The organism is Syntrophomonas zehnderi OL-4 (assembly GCF_000983115.1).
In the GTDB taxonomy this organism is placed as follows: Bacteria; Bacillota; Syntrophomonadia; order Syntrophomonadales; family Syntrophomonadaceae; genus Syntrophomonas_B; species Syntrophomonas_B zehnderi.
Genome location: NZ_CGIH01000020.1, coordinates 13,609 through 29,818 on the forward strand (window position 1 = coordinate 13,609; position 16,210 = coordinate 29,818).

Annotated in this window: 11 protein-coding genes and 1 riboswitch; all 11 genes read left to right on the forward strand. The window is 41.1% G+C overall.

The features are described from left to right. Positions 1–846, forward strand: coding sequence for an ABC transporter ATP-binding protein (locus AAV90_RS05535; RefSeq protein WP_046496476.1), 846 nt, complete (start codon positions 1–3; stop codon positions 844–846). Continuing rightward, positions 843–1,952: an ABC transporter substrate-binding protein gene (locus AAV90_RS05540; protein ID WP_046496479.1), complete on the forward strand. Its 1,110-nt coding sequence runs from the start codon at positions 843–845 to the stop codon at positions 1,950–1,952. Before AAV90_RS05535 ends, AAV90_RS05540 begins: the two co-directional genes overlap by 4 nt. A 269-nt stretch (positions 1,953–2,221) precedes the next feature. Next, a complete protein-coding gene (locus AAV90_RS05545) occupies positions 2,222–2,980 on the forward strand; it encodes a hypothetical protein (protein WP_046496481.1) in 759 nt (252 codons plus the stop codon). 105 nt (positions 2,981–3,085) lie between these two features. After that, positions 3,086–3,204, forward strand: a riboswitch (molybdenum cofactor riboswitch). Further along, entirely contained in the window at positions 3,176–6,787 is a 3,612-nt protein-coding gene (locus tag AAV90_RS05550) for a GLUG motif-containing protein (RefSeq protein ID WP_046496484.1), read from the forward strand. It overlaps the preceding riboswitch by 29 nt. A gap of 26 nt (positions 6,788–6,813) precedes the next feature. Beyond that, positions 6,814–8,664, forward strand: a complete 1,851-nt coding sequence (locus tag AAV90_RS05555; RefSeq protein WP_046496486.1) for an S-layer homology domain-containing protein — start codon at positions 6,814–6,816, stop codon at positions 8,662–8,664. A 127-nt stretch (positions 8,665–8,791) separates the two neighbouring features. Further along, complete coding sequence (locus AAV90_RS05560) at positions 8,792–10,213, forward strand: MATE family efflux transporter (protein ID WP_084691485.1); 1,422 nt, start codon at positions 8,792–8,794, stop codon at positions 10,211–10,213. Positions 10,214–10,526: 313 nt separating this feature from the next. Next, on the forward strand, positions 10,527–11,396 hold the full coding sequence (locus AAV90_RS05565; protein WP_046496488.1) for a DUF1002 domain-containing protein: 870 nt from the start codon (positions 10,527–10,529) through the stop codon (positions 11,394–11,396). A gap of 452 nt (positions 11,397–11,848) precedes the next feature. Further along, a complete protein-coding gene (locus AAV90_RS05570; RefSeq protein ID WP_046496490.1) occupies positions 11,849–12,028 on the forward strand; it encodes a hypothetical protein in 180 nt (59 codons plus the stop codon). 562 nt (positions 12,029–12,590) lie between these two features. Then, on the forward strand, positions 12,591–13,700 hold the full coding sequence (locus AAV90_RS05575; protein WP_052729615.1) for a sigma-54 interaction domain-containing protein: 1,110 nt from the start codon (positions 12,591–12,593) through the stop codon (positions 13,698–13,700). A 232-nt stretch (positions 13,701–13,932) separates the two neighbouring features. Then, positions 13,933–14,403, forward strand: coding sequence for a chemotaxis protein CheW (locus AAV90_RS05580; protein WP_046496493.1), 471 nt, complete (start codon positions 13,933–13,935; stop codon positions 14,401–14,403). A gap of 21 nt (positions 14,404–14,424) precedes the next feature. Continuing rightward, positions 14,425–16,143, forward strand: coding sequence for a methyl-accepting chemotaxis protein (locus AAV90_RS05585; protein WP_052729616.1), 1,719 nt, complete (start codon positions 14,425–14,427; stop codon positions 16,141–16,143). Positions 16,144–16,210 lie beyond the last annotated feature (67 nt).

Consider the following 16,210-nt stretch of genomic DNA (forward strand, 5'->3'; position numbering starts at 1 on the left):
ATGGCTTTAATTGAGGCTCGGGGAGTTGAATTTGGCTATAATGGCATTCCCCTTTTCCAGAATATTAATTTCAGTATTGAGTCTGGTGAACTTTTTTGTCTGTTAGGTCCTAATGGTTGTGGCAAAACCACACTCCTGGATTGTATCCTGGGTCATTTAAAACCACTGAAGGGGGAAATATTACTAAATGACAGTAATATCAGCCGAATTCGCCCGGAGCAGATTGCCCGGCAGGTAGCTTATGTACCTCAAAACCATGAAAAAACCTTTCCTTATCGGGTGTTGGATGTGGTACTTATGGGACGGGCAGCTTATATCGGCATGTTTGATCGACCGGGGGAAGAAGATTTGGCTATTGCCGAAGAAGCATTGGCAACGGTAGGTATAACCCACTTGAAAGATCGCCGTTATACCCAGTTAAGTGGCGGGGAAGTACAACTGGTAATGGTAGCCCGGGCTCTGGCACAGAGAACTCCGGTTATTGTTATGGATGAACCTACAGCCCATTTAGATTTCAAACATGAATTGGTGATTATGGAAAAGGTAGTGGAGCTGGTACGGGAACAGGGTTTGACAATCCTGATGGCCACACATTTCCCTAACCATTGCTTTTATTTTGAAAATAGTGGACTTATAACCAGGGTAGCTTTGATGAGCAATATGAACTTTCTGGCGCTGGGAAGTCCCAGCGAAGTCCTCTCTGAAGAGAACCTAAAGCAGTTGTATTATGTTAATACCCGGGTGGTATCGTTTCCGGTGGATGTAAACCAGGAAATCAAACAGATTATTGCTATTAGTACGACTGATTCCAGGCATGAAGATAAACAGGGAAGGAGTGTATTATGAAAACACAACGGAAAAATATCTCATTAATCATTATTTTAAATTTACTTTTAGCCCTAAGCGGCTTAACAGCCGGGTGCAGTAATGAGCATAAAGCGGATCAACCAGCTAAAGTGAGTGAACCTAGCAAAACTATTACCATTACAGATTGTATCGGTAGAAATGTCACCATTCCCGCCCATCCGCAGCGGATTGCCTGTCTCTGCCCGGAATCTGGCCACGCCCTGGCTCTGTTCGGACAGGGAGATAAAATCGTAGCTGGAGTAGGAGGTATGCAGAGGGATTTACTGCTGGTGGAGATGTACCCGCATATCAAAAAAGTTCCCGTACCTAAAAACAGTGGGGTCATCAACATTGAAGAACTGGCCAAATGTGAACCGGATATAGCTTTCGTAAAGAGTGATACCGCCCACAACCAGGCTGAAGTAGACAAAATGAATAAAAGTGGTATTCCATTCCTGGTTATTGAGTTTAATAATATGAAAGAACAACAAGCGGCTATGACTATGATTGCTAAGGCATTGGGTACCGCCAACCAGGCCCAGAAGTATAATCAATATTACCAGCGGTGCCTGGAGCGGGTAGAAGAAAAAATAGCAGCTATACCTGAAAAAGATCGCATTCGGGTTTACCATTCGGTCAATGAAGCTACCCGCACTGTTACCCGGGGAACATTGCCGGCCGATTGGATACAGGCAGCCGGAGCTAAAAACGTAGCCTTAGACCAGGAACTGAAACTATTTGAAGGTAAATACTATGCCAGTCTGGAACAGATATTGCTCTGGGATCCGGAATATATTTTAGTTAACGATCCTAATGTAGTGGAATATATTATGAACCACGAGCACTGGCGGTCTCTGCAGGCAGTTAAAAGTATGCGGGTTCTGGCCCTGCCTAATGGTATTTCCCGATGGGGTCATTTTTCTTCTCTAGAGACTCCACTGGCGGTAATTTGGACAGCCCAAACCCTGTATCCTGATAAATTTACCGATATCGATATGGTGGTTGAGACTAAATACTTTTATAAGGAATTCTTTCGCCTGGATTTAAACGATGCAACCGTACAAAAAATACTGAGTAGCGAAGGTATGAGAGTATCGAAAAACTGATAATGGATTAGTTAGAAAATAGATTCACAGATCAGACAGATTACATGGAACGATATCTGGACGTTTTGAATCACGTAACCATTTGCATAGGCGGTTGTGTCCTGCGGGCATGAGGGTAGTTTGGAAATAAATGCGATTCACACGGTTTTTTAATATTATTAGCGGTAACCTTTTTTATTAAACGAAGCTTATAACAGTAGTTCTCGAAGAGATTTTTCATCGATTGCTTAAGGGTTCTTACTTAACTACATTTCAGGGAGGTAACCAAAATGAAAATACTTGTTTCCATTGACGATACCGATAACATTGACGTTAAATGGGGAACAGGGGAACTGGCTTCTATGTTGGCCGAGGACATTAAAAAAAGGGGTTGGGGTAAGAGCGAACCGGTTACCCGGCATCAATTATTGGTACACCCGGATGTTCCCTATACTTCCCATAACAGTTCGATGTGTTTTGCGGCTGATATTGATCCCGCCAGGTTGAGGCAGCTCATCGAATATGCTAGTTATTTCCTGGAGAAGGAAAGAGCCCCGGGTTCCGATCCCGGACTCTGTGTAGTGGAAATTGACCGCCTGATCCGCCCCGGCTGGCTCATTGCTTTTGGTTATTCTGCCAAACAAGAAGTGCTTACCAAGGATTACGCTTATGAATTGGCAGAGGAACTTAACATCCACTTATCTGAACATGGCGGTACCGGAGATGGCATTATCGGAGCACTGGCTGGTGCCGGTCTAAGACTCAGCGGTAATGATGGCCGTTTCCGAGGTAAACTTAAAATAAAACCTGAAAACGAAGTGGCCAGTGTGAGTGAAATCTTGACCAAATCTCAGACAAGTATCCGGGTGGATTTAGTTAAAAGTTTGGAAACAGGCCATATCCTCAAGAAAAAAGAAATGGTACGGCTTGGCGAAACGGTAAAGCCCGTTCTTCTGGGTGGTAAATCAGTTTTATTGGTTACTCCTGCAGTAGTTGACCAGGAGGCTGCCTGGATTACCTTATCCAAGACTCAATTAAAGGAGTATTAATTGGCGGCGGCTTAAGTTATATATAATTCAAAATATTCAGAAATGATTTCCTATATTGCACCTATTTTCATATAGGAGTATAATTTTACAAAATAGAATAATAAATATAAATATTTTTTCCGAACTTAAGGGCCTAAAGTATAATTCCATGGTTCTAAAGTCATTGGGTACGTTAGGAAACTAGCATGCCTCCCATTGTGGAAAGGAGAAGCCATACCAAAGGATGCTATTAAGAGGCAAGTCTACTTCCCTAGGCTTGTCTCTATTACTTACCCGACGTTCTTTTCGCCGGGTTTTTTCTTTCCCAGTGATAAATTCGGAAATAGACGCGGAGATGCTATTATAAATGCCGCAGATACAGAACATGCAGGGGTTTTGGCTGGATCTAATGATGGGACAATAGAAAATTGTTTGGTGGAAAATGCTGTTATTAATGGTAAAACAAATGTTGGAGGGTTAGTAGGAACTAATACTGGCAATATTTCATTTGTTGCTGTAAGCGGAAATATTATGGGGAAAAGCCAAGTAGGCGGGATTGTAGGACAGATGACAAATGGTACATTAGATAGGGCAGCAGCAGCTGCTACTGTAACTGCGCAAAATGAGACCAGTGCAGAAAGTAGAGTTGGAGGAGTTATTGGATATTTAAAAAGAGGAGAAATTAGTAATAGTTTTTCTTTAGGTGGACCTATTACTGGTGCTAGCTCGACAGGCGGTTTTGTAGGTGAAGTAGATCAAAATGCTGCTATTATTACTAGCTATACTGCCAGCAGACCATACGGTGTAGAAGAAGCTGCTAACCGAGGTGCTTTTGTAGGTTTAGATAAAGGCGGAAATTATTCTAATTGTTACTATATCAGTTCGTTTGTAGAACGAGGTCGAACAGGAGTTACTAATATAGAATATGATGAAAAAAATAGAGCTAATCTGGTGGAACCTAATGGCGTAAATAATGTAAGAAAAAATTCTTCTATGGATATAAAAAACCGTGATTCTTATGAAGGCTTTGATTTTGATAAGATATGGACAATAGAAAGTGAATATGCCTCAGGTTACCCAGTAATAAGCGGAATGAGTGCCCATGGAACTTGTGTCGAAAACCCTATAGAAATAAATACCTTAGAACAATTAAAAGCTATTCCTCATGTATCAGCATTACATTATAAGCTAATGGATTCTTTTGATTTAACTGATGCAGATTGGAGCCCTATTTACTACTTTGTAGGCAATTTTAATGGAAATGGGAAAACACTATCTAATATTACTGTTCAAGATGGTATTAGGGGTGGAGCTTTTAGCCTTATTACTAGTGGACGCATAACAGATTTAATAGTAGATGGAGCCCAACTGGAAAAGCCTTCTGATTTTGGCGATAGATCATTGTCGGGAATTGGGGTATTTGGGTCTCTATACTATTCTTCTGCTGAGAATTGTATAGTTAAAAATATTACCTCATATGGTAGGCAATGTACGGCCGCCATGTTTGGAATAAGTGAAGTATCAAAAATAAAAAATTGTCATGTTTTAGATTCAAAAGTATATGGTGTGTATAAGGAGGATCCTAATTATATCGCCCATCCTATAGCAATAGGGGGATTAGTAGGACAAGTATTTGATAATAACGAAATTAAAGGTTGTAGTGTAACGAATACCGAAATTATATGCGATATTTATCAAGATGGACGCAAAAAAGCTGATGAAATAGGTGGATTAATTGGAAGCATTTATCTGGCGTCAACTGTTGAAAATTGTCATGTTTATGGTGGTCAAGTAAAAGGTAATGTTGCAGTTGGAGGATTTCTTGGCGGTGCAGCCGGTAATGGTCCTACTATGATATCCAATTGTAGCAGTTCTGCATCAGTTGAAGGTTTTAGTAATACAGGAGGATTTGTTGGTGTTAGTGGAGGGACAAAAAATACATATAATATTAAATATACAAATTGCTTTGCTACAGGGGATGCAACTGCTCAATATATAGTAGGCGGTTTTACGGGGCTAGCAAGCGGAGGAGCTTATATATCTAATTGCTACGCTACAGGTAATGTCGAGGGTACTGGTTACTGGCCCAACAATGGAACTAGTGCAGCAGGTGGTTTTGTAGGTGAAGCATACATAGCAGCTTCCGTTACTGACTGTTATGCTACTGGCAATGTAGTTGCCCGTAAAGGCGGCGGTGGTTTTGTAGGTTCAAATGCAAATATTAGCTGTATGATTGAATCAGAAAAAGAACCTATGATTAAAAGATGCTATGCTACCGGTAATGTAATGGCTACTGATTTATTTGGTGATAGTAAATCAGGTGGTTTTGTAGGTCATAATGGATTTGACAGTTCGACTATTATGGATTGTTATGCTACTGGTGATGTTAGCGGGTTCCAGTATGTGGGTGGATTTGCTGGGGAAATGGATTCAGCTAATGCGATTAATTGTTACACTACTAGTAAAGTAAGTACTTCTATAGAAGGGACTGCTGGTGGTTTTGCTGGAATCGCCCGCAGAAGTTATTATAGCCCTATTCGCTTTTTGAATTGTATTTTTGATAAAGATACAGCCGGAGTAGATATTGCTATTGCGAAAATTGACTCTAACGTTAAATTACCTAAGAATAGCGAATTTGCTTGGCCTGATCCAAATTGGCCTGTTGATAACATTAAAGCATTTACATCTGAGCAAATGAATAATAAGGCATTATATAAAACTGAAGGACCATACCAATATAAATCACCTATTACAAAAGAAATAGTAACTATACCTGTAGAATGGGATTTTGAAAGAGTATGGGCTATGGAAGACGAAGCTTCTCCCCCTTACTTGCAAGCACTTGGAAATGTTCATCTAATATCATTAAATGCAAATAAGAAAGTCATTGATATAGATGAAACCGCAGTAATTACTTTGACTGGACATGACTTAGCAGCAAAGGTGACTTGGGAAGTTACAGGCACAGGTAGCATCGAAAGTGAAACAAACAATTCTGTAACTATTAAAGCAACTGATAACGGAGTAATAACTGTAAGCGTATTAATTGATGGCATTAAGAAGAAGGATATTGAAATTGTAGCAGGAACCGGTGGAGAACAGGGAATTTCAGCAATATTTGTCACACCAGCACCCCTTGCTGATGGGATGGCATATAACATCGATACAAAACCAACCCTTATTATTAAGTTTACTGAACCTATCGATGTTATATCCTTTAATAAACTAACTGATCCGGTTAAATTAACAGGCTTTGCTAATAAAAAGATTGATGTGACTACAAGTTTTTCACAAAACAATACTTTACTGACAATCAAACCAAAAGATAAATTACTAGACGGAACTGAACATATTATTTCCGTAGCTAAAGAGGTTAAAGGAACTAGTGGTAAAAATTTAAAGGGAATTACCGCTATGAGTTTTCTAACTAATAGTTTTGATGTCCCGATTGTTAGTGTGATGAAAGACGGTAAAAAAGCAAGTGAGTTAAAAGCTGGGCAAACGTATAATTTAAATGCAGAGTTTATTAATAATATTCCTAATTTCGAGGAACATGATATTTACGAAACTGCCAATATTTATATTGTAGTAAGGCATGGTATGGGTGCAAGGGCAACCTACGGTGGAGACATATTAACAAGTGTGGAAAAACCGCTTTCACTCTTAAATAAAGATGGTGCTGTAGCCGCTGTTGGTAGTGTCTCTACAGAATTTACACTTCCTGATGATGCAGCAGGTATTTTATATGTAGATATATATACCTGGGATAAAGAAAAAAAATTTGCTAAAGCATTACCTACTCATATCACTTATCAAATAGAAAAATAAGCAGCAAAATCGTGGAGGTATGAGAAATGATTAATATTATTAGTGGCCAAAAAAAATGGGGCTTTTTATTTGCGATAGTTATATCCATTGCTCTTAGTTTGGGAACTCTAAGTCCAGCATTTGCTGCGGTTGATGTCACTTTTACCACAAACGGAGCTAAGGGAAATTATATCCCTGGCTCCTCCTTAATGGTTTTTGGAAAGGTTGATAACCAAGGGATTGGGGTGCCTGCTACAAGCACCTTCATTGAAGCTGATATTAATGGCAGAAATATTTTTTATGGCCCCGTAAAAACTGATGGTAATGGGTATTTTAAGACGGGATTTAATATACCCATTTCCTCTGTAGTAGGACAAACATTGACTATAACTATTAACAATAACCAAAAACAACAATATGTAATTAAGGATCGCAATCAAATAATAAATGATGAAAGTAAGAATCCTTTTGATCTGGTGGGTTTTACTGCAGTTGGATATCTGGAGGGACAAGCGGCAAAGGAGATTCTTTCTAGTACAAGCGAATTAGGGCTTGTATTTACAAAGAACGTAAACTATTTTAAAAATAGCAGTGCAGCTGAGGAATTGCAATATATAGGTGCTATTGATAAAAATGCAGATTGTTTTACATTGTATGAAGCAGGGCAAAGAGTGCCTATCTATGTTGATTTGTTAAATAGTGGTGGGGATGAGGTAATACCATATACTAATAGGGTCAACGGTAATCCTCAGTATACTGAGGCCAAAAGATTAATTAAGATAAAGCCCGTTAATGGGTTAAAGCCTGATACAGAATATAAACTTTATATTAGAAAAGATTTAGTAAGCAATAGTAGTGTTCCGCTAGAAAAGGATATTGTTGTAAATTACAAAACTGCAAGTGCGGAAAAAGAAAAAATAGTTGGCGGAGGTGGTGCTAAGATTCCAGTAGCTGATGAAACTATTTCTACTAGCGGTGGAAGGATAAGTGAAACAGGTGTTACTATTATTATTCCTGCAAATGCTACCAAAGATAAAATTAAAGTTACTATAGAAAAACTGCTTGAACCTGAAACCTTACCTATTGCTCAAGGTAGCAAATTAGTCAGTGATGTATTCGAAATCTTAAAAGACAAGTCGGGAGATTTTAGTAAACCAGTAACAATATCGTTGAATTTCGATAAATCAAAGGTAGATATCACTAAACACGATTTGACTATTTGTTATATTGGCGAAGCAGATAATAATTGGATTCCATTAGATAATATCAAAATTGATTGGGATAAAAGTGTAGTGAGTGGTGAAGTTTCTCATTTTACTAAGTTTGCGGTTATAGTTACTGAAAAAGGAGAATTAGGGGATAAAGGTGAACAAATAAATCTTAGCGACATTAGGGATCACTGGGCAGAGAAAAATATCGCCGAATTAGTAGCTACTGGAGCAATCGCAGGATATCCGGACGGTACCTTTAAACCGGACAACACCATCACCCGAGCAGAATTTTCTTCTATCCTTGTTAAGGCATTTAAGCTGGAGACTAAGAGCGGTAAAGTGTTTAACGATACTATCGGACACTGGGGCAAGGATTATATAAGTACCGCAGCAGCTCACGGAATAGTTAGCGGCTACAGTGACAACGCCTTTGGCCCGGATGATTCTATTACCCGGGAACAGATGGCAGTGATGATAGTTAAGGCTGCCAAACTGTCAGATACCCTGGAAGGAAAAACTTTTGCAGATGGTAATAAGGTTTCCGCTTGGGCCCAAAATGCAGTGGTTACGACCCACGAAAAGAATATTATCAGCGGCTATCCCGACAACACCTTCCAGCCTAAAAAAAATGCTACCAGAGCCGAAGCCGCTACGGTGATTATTAAAAGCCTGAAACATGTGTTTTGATTCGGAGGAATATTAACCTAATAAAATAATTGTAATTCAGGAGGCCTATCCTATATACTATGGGTTAGGCTTCTTTTTTAGCTGTATTAATATTGTGGACAATAGTCCAAGGGAGTTTTTTATTTATATGGATCGTTCAGAGCAGATGCTTGAACAAAGCGTAGGTAAATTGTTATGGAGTTTTTCCTTGCCGACTATAGTCGGCATGCTGGTCAATTCACTATATAATGTTATAGCCCGGATATTTGTAGGCCGGGGGATAGGATTCCTGGCCATAGCCGCGACTACGGTTGCCTTTCCCATTATGATTTTATTAATGGCGGTGTCTCTATTAATCGGGGTGGGTGCTACCGCTTTGATTTCGATTAAGTTAGGCGAGCAAAAGAAAGATGAGGCGGAGAAGGTAGCAGGAAATGCTATGACCATGTTAATCCTTTTGCCCGCAATCTTATCAGTATTATTCCTGTTGTTTACCGAACCGATTTTGATTATTTTTGGAGCCAGTGCAGAAGTACTTCCTTTTGCTCGTGATTTTACGCAAATAATCATGCTGGGGTCGGTATTTGGCTCAGTTAGCATGGGTATGAACAACTTCATCAGGGCTGAAGGTAATCCCAAAATGTCCATGTATACTCAGATATTGGGGGCAGTAGTTAGTATAGCATTAAACTATGTATTCATTTTTAAATTCCACTGGGGGATCAAAGGATCAGCACTGGCTATTATATTGGCTCAATTAGTTTCGGCTATCTGGGTATTAAGCTATTTCTTTACCGGTCGAAGCTTGATTAAAATCCGTTGGCAAAACCTAAAGCCAAGTCGTCCCGTATTGGGCAGTATAATGGCGATTGGTTTCGCCCCTTTTGCCATGCAATTGGCTTCCAGTATCCAGCAGCTCATACTAAACAAGACCTTGATGTTTTATGGGGGAGACACGGCTCTGGCGGCCATCGGCATCTTAATGAGTATATCCACCTTGCTGTTTATGCCGGTATTGGGTCTTAGTCAGGGTGCGCAACCTATTATTGGTTTTAATTATGGAGCCGGCCAATATAAACGGGTGCGTGAAACCTGGAAAATAGCGGTTTTGGCTGGTACGGGCATTGCGCTAGCGGGATTCCTGGCTATTAATATTTGGCCGGTTCAGTTGGTAGAGTTGTTTAGTAAAGGTGATACTGCACTTACTGCCATGACCGTTCATGCCATGATAATCTTTTTTGCCCTCTTGCCGGTGCTGGGTTTTCAGATTACCAGCTCTATTTACTTTCAGGCCGTAGGCAAGGCCAAACAGGCCGCAGTTCTTAGCCTATCCCGCCAGTTCTTGATTTTTATTCCTCTGCTGCTGATATTGCCGCATTTTTGGGGAGTTGACGGGGTATGGAGGACAGCGCCTATTTCAGACGGTTTGTCGGCGTTGTTAACCGCTGCCTTTATATATGTGGAAATGAAAAGACTGAGTTTGACAAATTCCGAGCAAGGCTGCGAGGATGGAGAGGAAGAAAGCGGTTCAAGGGAGAATTCGCCCGTATCAAGGCAAAAGGCGTGGTAGAAGTATATTTACAATTATGTTATATTGTCCGCAAGGCTTGGATATTGAATCAAGAATGGTCGCAGCTACTGAAGAAAATAGGCTGGCATTCTAAGATGCCGCAGGCGATGAAGGATCTTTTTAGAAAAGCGGTAATATATCATACGCCCCTCAAAATTTCCCTGCGGTCGCAATTAAGGCAGCACCCTTCGGGCACAACGGATGCTCCCTGCGGTCGCAATTAAGGCAGCCATGAATGTCGGGAACACTTTTTCATTAGCTACGGGCCGTTTCCCTACCTCTAATATGCATGGAACTGACAGGAGGAACAATCATGAAAAAGTTTATTTCCGTATTAATAATGAGTTGTTTTCTATTAACCATATCTCCCATATCTGCCTTGGCGGGATATGGGGAAGTGGTAAGCCTGGGCAACGATTTGACTACGAGCCAGCAAAATCAGGTATTGCAGTTGTTCGGGGTCGATGCAGACAAGGCCAAGATTATAAAGGTAACCAACCAGGAGATGCGCCAATATTTAGAAGGTGTAGCCACTGAAAAGCAATTAGGTACAAAAGCTATTTCTTCAGCATATATTAAGCCAGCAGATAAAGGGGAAGGCATAAGTGTAACCACATATAATATTTATTGGGTAACTGAGGAGATGTATAAAAATGCTCTGGTAACTGCGGGCATAGAAGATGCCGAGGTTATCGTGGCAGCACCTTTTCAAGTATCAGGGGCTTCGGCACTTACCGGTATTATGAAAGCCTTTGAAACTGCCACCGGTAAAAAACTTAATGAAAGTGCGAAAAAGGCAGCTAATGAAGAATTAGTAGTTACGGGCGAATTAGGCAATGAAATCGGTTCCGATGAAGCGGCTGAGCTCATTAATAATGTTAAAAAAGAAGTAGTTAAACAAAAAATAAAAGATCCGGAAGATATTTTGGAATTGATCAAGCGGATTGCCCAGGAACAAGGAATAGAACTTACTGATCAACAGGTTCAGCGGATAGCAGAACTTATGCAAAAAATAAGTCAACTCGATTTGAAGAAGCTAAGTAAACAACTAGATCAGATAAATCTGAACCTGGACGATATTAAAAAAGCCGTTGATGAAAATCAGGCAACAACCAATAAAATATTAAGTGCCCTAAATGAATTTTTCGACTGGATAAAGGATAAAATCAACGCCTTATTCTAGTCCAAAATAGATTTTTAGTAGATACAGACCACACGCAGCTGCCTTGATATCGACCCGCTACACAGCCGGGAACTAACCCGCTCAAGGTCGGGGCGAGTGCCGGGCGCTGCAGACGTTACCTTGTGGAAACTATTTGGGTTGTGGCCCCCGGCCTGGGGGGTAACAAAATTATCTATTAATGCTGCAGATTAACTGATTCTAAAATAAAGACCGACTTTACCTGGAGTAAAAAAAGTTTATCTGGTATAATAAAGACAAATATAAAAGGCCTTCCAAAACTGGAGCCTTACCTAACGGCAAATATTTTCCAAGCGCAAATATTTGCCCCAAGGACGGATTGTGCGGGTTGGTATTCCGGGCCACGATATGATTGTACGATTAGTTTTAAACAAAAAATGGTTATGGTCTAAGAAAACGTCACCCTCCGGGTGCTAATGAAAGGGGAGATGTTCATGAAAACCATGACTGCTTTTGAAAAACAGCTTCAAATTGAAAAGAAAAACCGAATTGCTAAAACACATTGTAAAATTTGCAAAAACTTAATCGGTAATAAACCCTATGTCGTATTTGAAGAGAGGTATTTTCATGCTATCTGTCTAAATAGTAAACCAAACATAAAAATCAATTCCTAAAATGGCAATATGCAAAAGCATAACCCAACCCAACTTTTACTATCGTGGCCCGTCCGCCGCCTGAATAAAGTCATAGGAATAGTTGACAACACCTCCAATCTGGAGTAAATCGGATTGGAGGTGTTTTTATATCAAATCCTCTCCCAGCCACACCCAAGGAACCTCCCCCATCCATTTGACCTCTAAAAACCGAAATTACTTTCTATTTTGACTATTTTTACTTATTGTGATAAATAATAAATATCCATGGCTGCGGCATTTTTTAACAAAAAAAATCTATGTTTTTTCTGTCTGCTGTCCTGGATTTGATTGTGTGGCTGATGGGAATTTTAGGTGCGGTAGACATATGGTGCGCTCCCCCAAAAAGTATAGATAATTGAGATAACCCTATAAATAATAGGGGCTGTGTAGTTCAGTCCCTATTATTTTTGGGTGGTTTTAAAATGAGTCATATTCTTCGGGCTGAAGCTATTATTTAGACAGAACTCATAATTATTCTGGGCGATGATAGTGGCGGATAATTCCCCACTTGCGATAATTCATTTAGAAAGAAGGTTTTTTCATGAAATCCAGTCCTAGCGATAAGGAATCCTTCGCTATCACTGAACGCGCCGCCCAGTCTAAATATCTGCGAGCGTCAAACAGTATACGACAAACACCTGCTGACTTATTAGAATTTGCCAAGAAGGCGGGTATCGATTACGTAGGAATACATTCACCCGGTATGCAGGAGGTTTTCGAGCAATCATCCCGGTTTCACCAAGACCGCTCTATACCGGTTTTAATTGAAGGTGAAACCGGGACTGGCAAAGAGATTATTGCCCGCTACATTCACTACGGCAAAAACCCTGTTGAAAGACCGTTTATTGCGATTAACTGTGCGGCCCTTGCTCCAATTGTTTTTGAGAGCGAATTGTTTGGCTATGAGGCAGGGACTTTTACTGGAGGTTTAAAGGACGGCAAACCCGGCAAGCTGGACCTGGCTGAGGGGGGAACCCTTTTCTTGGACGAGATTTGTGAACTTTCCTTGGAACTTCAGGCCAAACTGCTCCGATTGATCCAGGAAAAAGAGTACTATCGGGTAGGGGGTCTTAATATAATCAAAAGCGATGTCCGCTTCATATGTTCGAGCAATCAGGACATGGAAGAAATAGTAGCCAAGGGCTATTTCCGCAAAGATTTATACTATAGGTTGGCCGTAGGCAGGATATTAATTCCTCCCTTACGGGAAAGACAAGAAGAAATACTGCCTATGGCGGAAGCCTTTTTATCCCAGATAAGTAGGTCTAAAGGAAAACAATATAGAGGTTTTTCCGATGAGGCTGCCGCCTTTATGCTGCAATATTCCTGGTCGGGCAACGTTCGCCAGCTGCGCAACGAAATTGAACGCCTGGTACTCTTTCATGATGATCCCGTCATAAAACCCGAACACTTAACGATTAAGAAAAATGATGGAAAGCTGCTTGCACAGCCCCAGGAAGGAGTCAGTTACCTGCTTAAACCAGGAGAGATAGCGCTTCCCCGGTATCCTTTTTCGCTGGATGAGTTAAACAATGAGATAATGTTAAAAGCACTGCAAATGCATAATGACAATAAAACTTCGACAGCCCAATATCTTGGCATATCACGCAGCGCCCTGCTATATCGCCTAAAAAAAATAGGCCATTACTAAAGCTAAGAAAGCTAAAAGTCATAGCAGAAAACCTTGCGGATATAATACCCCCCCGCCATTTTTAAATCAAAACAGACACCTGGGTTTAAAAACGTGTTTGCAAACAGACACGTTTTTAAACCCAGTAATCTTCAACCCGCCCCTATGGCCCTATCCCGAATTGGCATGTATTTTGCATACATTTAGGACTATTGTCTTTATATAAACACAATTATGCAAAGGATGTGAAACAATGGGTAAAAGGGAAACCCAGATAGTGGTGTTTTCATTAAGCCATGCCGAAGAAAAAATTGAATTAGGGGTTCCAGTTGAAAAGGTGCGGGAAATTAACCGACTGCTGGAAATTACCCACGTCCCGGAAATGCCGGAATTTGTAGAGGGAGTGGTGTGCCTGCGCGGTCAGGTAATTCCTGTTATGGATCTTAGAAAAAGATTGGGCTTAAAGGGAAATGAGCATACAGAAAAATCTCGCATAATCTTATTTGATATTGGGGGCCATCCGGTTGGAGCCATCGTGGACGAAGTCAGTGAAGTACTGCGCATCTATGAAATATCCCCGCCCCCCGCAGGTATTAGTAGTTTAAGCTCCCGCTATTTAGAAGGAATAGCTCAACTCGGGCAGCGGCTGATCCTGCTCATGGCTCTGGAGGAAGTATTTACTACTGAAGAAAAACAACGGTTGTCAACGACAATAACAGCATAGTGATGAGGGGAGAGAATATTTTTGAAGTGGTTTGATAATTTGCGTTTAAAAACAAAGCTCATGTTGGGATTTGGTTTGGTGTCCCTTTTTTTGATTATTATAGGTATCATAGGTGTTACCAGTACTCAGAAGATAGGTAATGCCATAGATGATATGTATAACCAAAGTGTGGTGCCGTTAGGCCTGCTAACAAACCTGACCGATGAAATCATGTCAGCTAGAGGTGATCTCTGGCAAGCCTTGGCTGATCCAAATGAAGCGCAGGAAGCCATGCAAAAGATGCAGGAACGTTTTACTGCCGCAGATAAAAATCTTAAATCCCTGGAAGGTCAAAAAATGACGCCCCGGGAAAAAGAACTTTTTGGCACCTTTAAAAAAGAATACTCTGAATATGTAGCTTGGTGTACGGAGATAGAAGGGTTAATCACTGCCCAAAGATTTGAAGAAGCTGAAGAACTGGTGATTGCCGGTGATTTGGAACAAGGCAAGGCTATCCGCAGTACCCTGCGGGAATTTGTGCAGGAACAAACCACTGCCAGTAATACCCTAAAGGATCATAATCTGCAGTTGGCTAAAAAATCCACCATTCAAATAAGTGTAATAGCTATAATAGCTTTGTTGTTATCCATTTTATGCGGATTATTTATTGCCAGCATGGTTACCAAAGCTATTTCCCTGGTAGTGCTGCGGGCCGAAACTATGGCGAACGGGGATTTTTCGACTGAGCTGCGCCATGATTTTCTAGAGCGTCGTGATGAGATGGGGGATCTAGGCAGGGCGTTTAGTGATATGTTGCATAAAGTGAGTGATATGATCAGAAGCGTACAGGTCGCTTCCAGTGAAGTAGCCTCTGCTAGTGAAGAATTACACGCTGCCGGTCAGAATATTGCTGCTTCGGTACAGGAAATCTCTGCATCTACTGAGGAAATATCCGCAGGGATGCAGGAGGTATCCTCGTCAACTGAAGAAGTAAACGCCTCAGCTGAAGAAATAAGCTCGGCTCTGACTGAAGTAAACGATGAAGCCCAAAACGGTCTCAGCAATGCCCGCGAAGTTGAAAAACAGGCCTTAGGGGTACAGAAAAGGGCAGAACAGGCTCAGCAAACTACCATTGGCATGTATGAAGATATTAAGCAAAAGCTGGTTCAAGCTATAGAGGACGCTCGGGTTGTGGATAAGATATCCGGGTTAGCCCTAGATATTGCCGGTATCGCTGATCAGACTAATCTGCTGGCCTTAAACGCCGCCATCGAAGCAGCCCGGGCAGGTGAACAAGGGCGCGGCTTTGCCGTAGTCGCTGAGGAAGTGCGTAAATTAGCGGAAGACTCATCTGCGACGGTGGAAGAGATACAAGATTTAACCAAGCAGGTTCATGATTCTATTGGGGTACTTATTACTCAATCTAATGGTCTTTTGGATTTTATTAATCAGGATGTAGTAAACGGTTATAGCCTAATGGTGGAAATGGGCAAGGAATACAAGGAAAGCAGTGATACCACCGCTGAACAGTCTGCCCAAATCAGCCAACACGTTAAACAAATAATGGATTCCATGAACCAGATCAGCCGTGCCATAGAAGCTACGGCTGCGACTATGGAACAGTCAGCGGCTGGAACCCAGGAGATTGCCCGGGGAAGCCAGATAGCGGCTCAAATAGCCGAGGAAATTAACGATGCCTCCCGGCAACTGGCTGAAAACGCGGAAAAACTTAACCTCCAGATTAAACAGTTTAAGGTTTAAATATGCGTTGGTAGCCAAGGGGACGTTTAAGAACTAACCAGTTATATATTTGGGAAGGGGTAAAAAA

Excerpts from the sequence above, each read along its gene's own strand:
- AAV90_RS05535 (WP_046496476.1), top strand. The coding sequence starts at position 1 with ATGGCTTTAATTGAGGCTCGGGGAGTTGAATTTGGCTATAATGGCATT.
- AAV90_RS05540 (WP_046496479.1), top strand. The coding sequence starts at position 843 with ATGAAAACACAACGGAAAAATATCTCATTAATCATTATTTTAAATTTA.
- AAV90_RS05545 (WP_046496481.1), top strand. The coding sequence starts at position 2,222 with ATGAAAATACTTGTTTCCATTGACGATACCGATAACATTGACGTTAAA.
- AAV90_RS05555 (WP_046496486.1), top strand. The coding sequence starts at position 6,814 with ATGATTAATATTATTAGTGGCCAAAAAAAATGGGGCTTTTTATTTGCG.
- AAV90_RS05560 (WP_084691485.1), top strand. The coding sequence starts at position 8,792 with ATGGATCGTTCAGAGCAGATGCTTGAACAAAGCGTAGGTAAATTGTTA.
- AAV90_RS05565 (WP_046496488.1), top strand. The coding sequence starts at position 10,527 with ATGAAAAAGTTTATTTCCGTATTAATAATGAGTTGTTTTCTATTAACC.
- AAV90_RS05570 (WP_046496490.1), top strand. The coding sequence starts at position 11,849 with ATGAAAACCATGACTGCTTTTGAAAAACAGCTTCAAATTGAAAAGAAA.
- AAV90_RS05575 (WP_052729615.1), top strand. The coding sequence starts at position 12,591 with ATGAAATCCAGTCCTAGCGATAAGGAATCCTTCGCTATCACTGAACGC.
- AAV90_RS05580 (WP_046496493.1), top strand. The coding sequence starts at position 13,933 with ATGGGTAAAAGGGAAACCCAGATAGTGGTGTTTTCATTAAGCCATGCC.